This is a genomic window from Stenotrophomonas sp. GD03654 (genome assembly GCF_029845105.1).
GTDB lineage: Bacteria > Pseudomonadota > Gammaproteobacteria > Xanthomonadales > Xanthomonadaceae > Stenotrophomonas > Stenotrophomonas africana.
The window spans coordinates 152,496-161,354 of the sequence record NZ_JAOCLC010000002.1; the positions used below are offsets into that span (position 1 = coordinate 152,496).

The window sequence follows — 8,859 nt, forward strand, 5'->3', positions numbered from 1 at the left end:
TCCCGCCCATGTCCGTCGACAACAACCAACGCGATCTCGAAGCCGGCATCCACACCGACCTGCAGGGACGCCTGACCTACGGCGGCTACCTGCGGCTGGACCAGCTGCTCAGCGCGCAGCAGCCGCTGTCCAACCCGCCGCACCATGACGAGATGCTCTTCATCATCCAGCACCAGACCTCGGAGCTGTGGCTGAAGCTGCTGGGCCATGAGCTGCGTGCCGCAATCGGCTTCCTGCAGCGCGATGAAGTCTGGCAGTGCCGCAAGGTGCTGGCGCGCAGCAAGCAGGTGCTGCGCCAGCTGACCGAGCAGTGGTCGGTGCTGGAAACGCTGACGCCGTCCGAGTACATGGGCTTCCGCGACGTGCTGGGCCCGTCGTCGGGCTTCCAGTCGCTGCAGTACCGCTACATCGAGTTCCTGCTGGGCAACAAGAACGCGCAGATGCTGCAGGTGTTCGAGCACGATGCGGCCGGGCAGGCGCAGCTGCGCACTGTGCTGGAGGCGCCCAGCCTGTACGAGGAATTCCTGAAGTACCTGGCCCGCTTCGGCCATGCCGTGCCGGCGGTCTACGAGGCCCATGACTGGACCCAGCCGCACGTGGCCGACGACGCACTGCAGCCAGTCTTCGAGCGCATCTACCAGGACACCGACCGCTACTGGCGCGAATACGCGCTGTGCGAGGACCTGGTGGACCTGGAGACCGCCTTCCAGCTATGGCGATTCCGACACATGCGCACGGTGATGCGGGTGATCGGCTTCAAGCGCGGCACCGGTGGCTCGTCCGGCGTGGGCTTCCTGGCCAAGGCATTGGAGCTGACTTTCTTCCCCGAACTGTTCCAGGTGCGCACCAGCCTGCAGGCCGCGCCGCCGGCAGGGCTGGGCTGACCCCCCCATTCAGCTTGGATCCCTGCCGGCGGCTGGATCGTTTCAGATGCAAGTTCAGGGAGCAGGCTGCCACCTGCCTCAAACGGCGTGTATTTGACGTGAACGCCAGAAGTCGGTGATCCTCGCGCGTTGCTCCAACTGCACACCGGACGTGCTCGTCATCCACCGAACCAGGAAATCCGCATGAGCCTAAACGCCACTGCGAACACCCCAGAGCCGGCGCTGCCGGACTTCAAGACCACGATGGGCCATCCGCGTCCGTTGTGGATGCTGTTCATGACCGAGTTCTGGGAGCGCTTTGCGTTCTATGGCATCCGCTGGGCCTTGGTGCTGTACATCGTTGCCCAGTTCTACAACGGCAGCGCTGCCGGTGAAGGCGACGCCAGCCGCATCTACGGCGCCTACCTGGCCCTGGTGTATGCCGCAGCGATCTTCGGCGGCTACGTGGCCGACCGGGTACTGGGCTACCAGCGCTCGATCCTGACCGGCGCGATCATCATGGCCGCTGGCCTGTTCATGATCTCGCTGCCGCAGGAGCACATCTTCAAGCTCGGCCTGGCCACGATCATCGTCGGCAACGGCCTGTTCAAGCCGAACATCTCGACCATGGTCGGCAAGCTGTACGGCCTGAAGGACGAGCGCCGCGACTCGGGCTTCACCATCTTCTACATGGGCATCAACATCGGCGCGATGATCGCCCCGGTGCTGACCGAGTACCTGGCCCGCAAGGTCTTCGGTACCGATGCAATGCCGTCCTACAAGGTCGTGTTCATCGCCTCCGGCGTGGGCATGCTGATCTCGCTGGTGTGGTTCTACATCGGTCGCGCCGGCCTGAAGGGCATCGGTGCACCGCCGGCCGGTGCTGAAGGTTTCGGCCGCATCATCATGGTGCTGGTCGGTGCCGTGGTCGCCATCCCGGTTGCGTACTTCCTGCTGGCCACCGGCGCCACCGCGCTGGCCTGGATCCTGGGCGCGATGTTCACCGCGCTGGCCATCCTGCTGCTGGTCGAGGGCATCCGCGAGGGCAAGGTGCAGCGCGACCGCGTGATCGCGATGCTGATCATCTTCGCCTTCAACGTGATGTTCTGGATGTTCTTCGAACAGGCCGGCAGCTCGTTCACCTTCCTGGCCGAGAACATCGTCAACCGTCAGATGGGTGACTGGACGTTCCCGACCGCGTGGTTCCAGTCGGTCAACTCGGTGGCGATCATCACCCTGGCCCCGGTCATCGCCTGGATCTGGGTGGCCCTGGGCCGCGCCAATCCGTCCATTCCGCGCAAGTTCGGCCTGGGCCTGCTGTTCAACGGCGCCGCCTTCGCCCTGCTGATGTTCGCCCTGTCGCAGATGGTCGTGGACGGCAAGATCCCGTTCTGGACCCTGTTCATGGTCTACGTCATCCAGTCGGTGGGTGAGCTGTGCCTGTCGCCGATCGGCCTGTCGATGGTCACCAAGCTGGCCCCGGTGCGTCTGGTCGGCTTCGGCATGGGTGGCTGGTTCCTGTCCACCGGCATCGGCAACAACCTGTCGGGCATCTTCGCTGGCGTGGTCAGTGGTGAAGGTGGCATGACGGTCGAGTCGGCCCTGAAGGGGTATACCTTCGGGTTCTGGGCCCTGATCGGCTCCGGCGTGGTGCTGTTCCTGGTTGCCCCGCTGATCAACAAGCTGATGCACGGCGTCAAGTAATGATGAGAGGGTAGAAGGCATGCGTAGCAAGCTCGGTACTGCGGTAGTGGTGGTCTGTGCGGCGCTGATCGGCGCCTGTTCCCAACCGCAACCGCCTGCCGCCGCCGAGCCTACGCAGCCCCTGGATACCCGACCCACCGAGCCACCGGTCGCTGACCCCAGCGAACCGGTGGCCTCGGGCAACACCCCGGTGGCGGCGGATATCGCCGCCATCGCCGGGCTCGGCGCGCAGTTCGACCCGGCCCGCGACCCCGCCGACGATCTGGCCACCGCCAAGGTGGAAGCCCAGCGCGGCAAGAAGCGCATCCTGCTCGAGGTCGGCAACGCTGCCTGCGATCGCTGCCGGGCGCTGGACGAGGTGGTGGAAGGCAACGGCGACCTGCGCCGCTTCCGCGACGCCCACTACGTGTGGGTGAAGATCAACGCCAGCGACGAACAACCCAACACCGCCTTCTTCGCCCAGTTCCCGATGATGGAGCGCGACTACCCGTACCTGCTGGTGCTCGATGCCGACGGCGGACTGCTGGTATCGCAGGCCACCGGAGAGCTGCGCAAGGGCGAAGCCTTCCAACCCGCGCGCGTGACCGCATTCCTGAAGCAGTGGGCACCTGACAAACCGGAATAGGGTAGTGCCGGCCGCTGGCCGGCATGCTCGGGTGGGTGCCGACCGCTGGTCAGCATGCTCGGGTGGGTGCCGACCGTTGGTCAGCATGCTCGGGTGGGTGCCGACCGTTGGTCGGCATGCTCGGGCAGGTGCCGACCGCTGGCCGCCAACTCCGGTGGGTGCCGACCGTTGGTCGGCACTGTGGTGCATCCACGCCTGGCGCGGATCTACTGCGCGCACCGTCACACTCTCTGAATCGGCGTCTCAACTTCACCGTGAGCACGCCGTTACCGGCAAGGACCTCAGTCGACGCCCCGTCGACGCAACCTACCGGAACGCCCATGCACAGCGACCACGCCGAACGACTGCCCGAACCTGCCAGCGACCTGGCCGAGGCTGGGGCAGGCGAGGGCGTGACCCTGCCACCGCAGGAGGCCCTGCTGGACGACGCGGGCACCGGCGAGGACGCTGTTGAACTGGCGCCGCCGCGCCACCGCCTGCCGCAGATCGCGCTGCCCGACAACGTGGTGCTGAAGGGTGCGGTGCAGAAACTGGTCGAGCAGAAATCGCGGCTCGATGCACTGGCCGCCGACGGCCAGCTGGCCGGGCTTCTGCCGCCGGAATGGCAGGGCCATGGCGTGCGTGCGATCGAACTGTCCACCTTCATCCAGGGCGTGCTGCCGTTCCTGCAGCCAAGCGAGCGTGGCGAGACCGCGCCGGCGCGGTTGCCAGTGCGCCACGTGCTCGGTGACGACAGCCGCTGGGGCCTGGACGACGTGGCCGAACCGAAATCACTGGCGTGGTATCTGGCCAGTGACGAACGCGCCACCGCCGGCAGCAAGGACGTCGCCGAGGCCTATCTGGTGGGTGCACTTGGCCTGGCGTGGATGCAGGAAGGGCGCAGCCGCCCTGGCTTCCTGCGTGCGATGGGCCAGGACAGCCTGGCGGCGCGGGTGACCATGCTCGGCTATCCGCCGGCCAACGAACTGGCGCTGTACAGCGTCACCGCGCACGGCCAGCCGCAGATCTGGTGCGTGCATGGTCGCCGCCGCATGCGCCCGCTGGTGGCGCCGTGGCTGAGTGTGCCGCTGCTGACCGCCTACGGCGTGCCGGCGCCGGTTGCGTGGCCGTCCAGTTTCCCGCCGGTGGAGGCCGTGGCCGAGCTGCTGGCGACCGCACGCCAGGGGCGCGCGCTGCCGGAAGTGGACCTGGCCAAGGCGGTGGCGAAGATCGCCGAAGAGGCCGCATCCGACGCCTGGCAGCCGGTGAGCCTGCTGCAGCTCAACACCTGGTCGCCGCGTTGGCACTTCTTCCTGGGCACCTTCGTCGGCCTGCCGTCGCTGCTGCTCGTAGCTGCCGCGCTTGCGTTGCCGGGGGCGGTCGAAGCGGCCACGGTTGCCGCCTCGCTCGGCTTCGCCGGCGGTGCCATTGCCGCACTGGCGGTGCCGTGGATCCATGCGCGGCGCAAGCATCTGAGCTGAAAAAGGGACGGAGGGGATTAAGCCGCAATCAGCACGGGTGTGCTCAAAACGACTTAATCCCCTCCGTCCCCTTTTTCTTTCAGACGCCTTCGCCCATCCGCTCCAGGCCTTCGCCGGCCAGGCGCAGGATCAGCTTTTCCAGCACCTGCTCTTCCTCTTCGCTCAGCACCGACATCAGCTTGCGGGTGATTTCGATCACCATCGGGGCGATGGTTTCGTACACCTCGAAGCCGGCTGCCGACAGCGCCAGCACCGAACGGCGGCGGTCGTCGCCGTGGGTCTCGCGCTTGATGAAGCCGCGCTCCAGCAGGCGGGCCACGGCGCGGCTGACCGCTACCTTGTCCATCGCCGTGCGGTCGGAGACCTCGCTGGCCGAGGAGCCCGGGTACAGCGCCAGGATGGTGATCACCCGCCACTCGGGGATCGCCAGACCGTAACGATCACCGTATAGCTTGGCGATGTTGCCGCTGACCCGGTTGGACAGCACGCTCAGCCGGTAAGGCAGGAACTGTTCCAGGTCGAGCAGGACGTGCGAGGCACGCAGGCGGGTCGAAACGGGATCGGCGGGGCTCATGTTGCGGTGCACCTTGCTGGTGGTTTCAAGTGTAACTATAAGGGGTGGGTCCAGACCCTGCATTCTCGCCGGGTCCCTACCTGCCCGCACCTGGTTTGTACCGATGCGGTACCGATTCGGAGCCACGCCATGAATACCGCAGTCCCGACCGCCTCGCATCCCAACCCCGGCATGCAGGTCACCACCTTCGAGAACCCGATGGGCATCGACGGCTTCGAGTTCGTCGAATTCGCCGCCCCGGCCGGCCGTGGCCAGGAGCTGCACGAGTACTTCCGGAAGATGGGCTTCAGCGCGGTGCTCAAGCACAAGCAGCGTCCGATTACCGTCTATCGCCAGGGCGACGTCAACTTCCTGGTCAATGAAGACCCCGATTCCTTCGCTTCGGACTTCGCCGAAAAGCATGGCCCGTGCGCCTGCGGCTTCGCCATCCGCTTCAAGAAGCCGGGCCAGGAGGTCTACCAGACCGCGCTGGGCAACGGCGCCGAAGCCATCGCCTTCAAGCCGGACAGCAAGGCCGTCAGCGCGCCGGTCATCAAGGGCATCGGCGACTGCATGCTGTACCTGGTCGATCGTTACGGCAGCGCGGGCAGCATCTTCGACGGCGACTACGAACCGATCGCCGGCGCCGACCTGCACCCGGTGGGCTTCGGCCTGACCTTCATCGACCACCTGACCCACAACCTGTACTTCGGCAACATGCAGCAGTGGTCGGATTACTACGAGCGCCTGTTCAACTTCCGCGAGATCCGCTACTTCGACATCAAGGGCCTGAAGACCGGCCTGGTGTCCAAGGCGATGACCGCGCCGGACGGCATCGTGCGCATCCCGCTGAACGAGTCGTCCGACCCGAAGAGCCAGATCAACGAGTACCTGGACGCGTACAAGGGCGAGGGCATCCAGCACATCGCGTGCTTTACCGAGAACATCTACGAGACCGTTGAAGCCATGCGTGCGCAGGGCGTGGACTTCCTCGACACGCCGGAGACCTACTTCGACGTGATCGACCAGCGCGTGCCGAACCACGGTGAAGACGTGGCGCGCCTGGCCAAGAACAAGATCCTGATCGACGCCGATCCGGAAACCCACCAGCGCAAGCTGCTGCAGATCTTCACCCAGAACTGCATTGGCCCGATCTTCTTCGAGATCATCCAGCGCAAGGGCAACGAAGGCTTCGGCGAAGGCAACTTCACCGCGCTGTTCGAGAGCATCGAGCGCGACCAGATCCGCCGCGGCGTGCTGTAAGGTCATCGGTAGCGCCGGGCCAGTCCCGGCGCCTGCCCATCTGTAGAGCCGAGCCATGCTCGGTTGCTTTCCGTTCCGGTCTCGCCGTACCCAGGAGCCCCCATGTCCCCCGCCATCACCGCCCGCGGCTATCAGTCCGGCTTCGGCAACGAGTTCGCCACCGAGGCCGTCGCCGGCGCGCTGCCGGTCGGGCAGAACTCACCGCAGAAGGTGGCCCACGGCCTGTACGCCGAACAGTTGACCGGCACCGCCTTCACCGCGCCGCGTGGCAGCAATCGCCGCAGCTGGCTGTACCGGATCCGCCCGGCGGTGACCCATGGCGAGTTCACCCCGTTCGCGCAGTCGCAGCTGCAGTGTGATTTCGGTGCGCAGCCGGCGTCACCGAACCAGCTGCGCTGGAGCCCGCTGCCGCTACCGGAGCTGCCGACCGACTTTGTCGAAGGCCTGTACACGATGGGCGGAAACGGCTCGCCCGACGCGCATGCCGGCGTGGGCATCCACCTCTATGCCGCCAACCGCGACATGGTCGGCCGCTACTTCTACAACGCCGATGGCGAGCTGCTGATCGTGCCGCAGCTGGGCGCGCTGCGCCTGCTGACCGAACTGGGCGTGATTGAGATCGAGCCGCAGCAGATCGCGGTGATCCCGCGCGGCGTGCGGTTCCGTGTCGAACTTCCCGATGGCCCGAGCCGCGGCTACATCTGCGAGAACTACGGCGCGCTGCTGAAGCTGCCCGACCTCGGCCCGATCGGTTCCAACGGCCTGGCCAATCCGCGCGACTTCGAAACCCCGCACGCGGCGTTCGAGGATGTCGATGGCGACTTTGAGCTGATCGCCAAGTTCGAAGGCCGACTGTGGCGTGCACCGATCGACCATTCGCCGCTGGACGTGGTGGCCTGGCACGGCAATTACGCGCCGTACCGCTACGATCTGCGTCGCTTCAACACCATCGGTTCGATCAGCTACGACCACCCGGATCCGTCGATCTTCCTGGTGCTGCATTCGCCCAGCGACACGCCGGGGACCAGCAACATGGACTTCGCGATCTTCCCGCCGCGCTGGCTGGTGGCGCAGAACACGTTCCGCCCGCCGTGGTTCCACCGCAACATCGCCAGCGAGTTCATGGGCCTGGTGCATGGCGCCTACGACGCAAAGGCCGAAGGCTTCGTGCCGGGTGGCGCGTCGCTGCACAACTGCATGAGCGGTCACGGCCCGGACGCGCCCACCTTCGACAAGGCCTCAAGTGCCGATCTGTCCAAGGCCGATGTGATCAAGGACACGATGGCCTTCATGTTCGAGACCCGCGCGGTGATCCGCCCGACCGCACAGGCGCTGGCAGCGGGCCATCGCCAAGGCGATTACCAGCAGTGCTGGAACGGCCTGCGCAACAATTTCCGTTGACCCGAAAAAGGGGACGGAGGGGATTAAGTCGTTTCAGGCACACGTGTGCTGATTGCGGCTTAATCCCCTCCGTCCCCTTTTTTCTTCAAGCGACCTCAACGAACGCGTCGCAATGCTCCAGCGGCAGCGCCTCCAGCAGGCGTTGCCGCACGCGCTGGCAATAGCCCTCCGAGGTCAGCCCGGGCAGCATCTGCATCGCCGATTGCAGCCGCTGCAGCACGTCTTCCTCGGCGCGTGCCTGCTGCAGGTCGCGGAACAATGCCGCCGCCTGCGGGTGACGTTGCATCTCCAGGATCCCCAGCATGTAGATTCGCGCGGCCACCAGCGAGCGGCGGCGTTCGACCGGCGTGGCGGCAGGCGCTGCCGGCGCCTGCGCCTGCGCCAATGCGGCCCCGGCTGGCCCGGCAACGGCTGGAGGGGAGGGGGCCGCCGCTGCCGGGCCGGTGCTCAGGTAGCCGGCCTGCACCAGCTGGATGACCATCGCCGGCGCCTCCGGGCCGAGCAGGCCGGTCAGTTCGGCGATGCTGCGCTGGCCGTCGCACAGGATCAGCAGCCGGCGCTGGCGCATGTCCAGCGGCGCGCGGTGGGCCTGCAGCGCGGTTCGGGCGAGGTCGGTCTTGCGCGGTTGCATGGAAGGGACAGCCAAGTCGGTGCACGCCGAGCCTGAACGAAGGCGATGAAACCGCGATGACAATGCAGCATCTGCACGTGCGCTGCGCTAGCGTGCAGCCATCTTCGCGCCAGGGAACCGCACCGATGAAGCACCTCCCGATTGCTGGTCTGTTGCTCCTTTCGCTCACCGCCTGCAGTGCCGGCCCCGACAAGCAGGGGGCGGCCGGCAGCGGTAGCGATACCCCGGCAGAAACCGCCTCGGCGACCGGGCCAGCCCAGTCGACGGATCCTGATCTGGCAGCCCGCCCAGCGAACGACCTCCGCAAGGACAGCCCTGCGCGGCTGGACGGCTTCGCCGGCGCGAAGCTGGGCGCTGGC

At 66.5% G+C, this 8,859-nt stretch carries 8 protein-coding genes and 1 pseudogene; 7 read left to right on the forward strand and 2 right to left on the reverse strand.

What is annotated here, in order from left to right; translation table 11 throughout:
• Positions 1–8: 8 nt before the first annotated feature.
• From N5J73_RS01825 to N5J73_RS01840, 4 genes are all read left to right on the forward strand, one after another.
• Positions 9–884 carry a tryptophan 2,3-dioxygenase family protein gene (locus tag N5J73_RS01825; RefSeq protein WP_049448460.1) on the forward strand — a complete coding sequence of 292 codons (876 nt, stop codon included), beginning with the start codon at positions 9–11 and terminating at the stop codon, positions 882–884.
• A 183-nt stretch (positions 885–1,067) separates the two neighbouring features.
• Complete coding sequence (locus tag N5J73_RS01830) at positions 1,068–2,567, forward strand: oligopeptide:H+ symporter (protein WP_049448458.1); 1,500 nt, start codon at positions 1,068–1,070, stop codon at positions 2,565–2,567.
• Positions 2,568–2,586: 19 nt separating this feature from the next.
• Positions 2,587–3,192: a thioredoxin family protein gene (locus tag N5J73_RS01835; protein WP_049448456.1), complete on the forward strand. Its 606-nt coding sequence runs from the start codon at positions 2,587–2,589 to the stop codon at positions 3,190–3,192.
• A 320-nt stretch (positions 3,193–3,512) separates the two neighbouring features.
• Complete coding sequence (locus N5J73_RS01840; RefSeq protein WP_049448454.1) at positions 3,513–4,652, forward strand: hypothetical protein; 1,140 nt, start codon at positions 3,513–3,515, stop codon at positions 4,650–4,652.
• Between the two features lie 79 nt (positions 4,653–4,731).
• Here N5J73_RS01840 and N5J73_RS01845 read toward each other — a convergent pair whose 3' ends face one another.
• A complete protein-coding gene (locus tag N5J73_RS01845) occupies positions 4,732–5,226 on the reverse strand; it encodes a MarR family winged helix-turn-helix transcriptional regulator (RefSeq protein WP_014648685.1) in 495 nt (164 codons plus the stop codon).
• A gap of 129 nt (positions 5,227–5,355) precedes the next feature.
• Here N5J73_RS01845 and hppD point away from each other — a divergent pair, with 129 nt between their 5' ends.
• Together hppD and hmgA are read left to right on the forward strand one after the other, a co-directional pair.
• Positions 5,356–6,468 carry a 4-hydroxyphenylpyruvate dioxygenase gene (hppD, locus tag N5J73_RS01850; protein WP_176433087.1) on the forward strand — a complete coding sequence of 371 codons (1,113 nt, stop codon included), beginning with the start codon at positions 5,356–5,358 and terminating at the stop codon, positions 6,466–6,468.
• Positions 6,469–6,570: 102 nt separating this feature from the next.
• The gene (gene hmgA / locus N5J73_RS01855; protein ID WP_049448452.1) at positions 6,571–7,869 is read left to right on the forward strand and encodes a homogentisate 1,2-dioxygenase; all 1,299 of its coding nucleotides are present in this window, start codon (positions 6,571–6,573) and stop codon (positions 7,867–7,869) included.
• A gap of 85 nt (positions 7,870–7,954) precedes the next feature.
• Here hmgA and N5J73_RS01860 read toward each other — a convergent pair whose 3' ends face one another.
• Positions 7,955–8,500: a hypothetical protein gene (locus N5J73_RS01860; protein ID WP_049448450.1), complete on the reverse strand. Its 546-nt coding sequence runs from the start codon at positions 8,498–8,500 to the stop codon at positions 7,955–7,957.
• 125 nt (positions 8,501–8,625) lie between these two features.
• Between N5J73_RS01860 and N5J73_RS01865 the strand changes: the two are divergent.
• A pseudogene (locus N5J73_RS01865) lies at positions 8,626–8,859 on the forward strand (hypothetical protein); the annotation flags it as partial.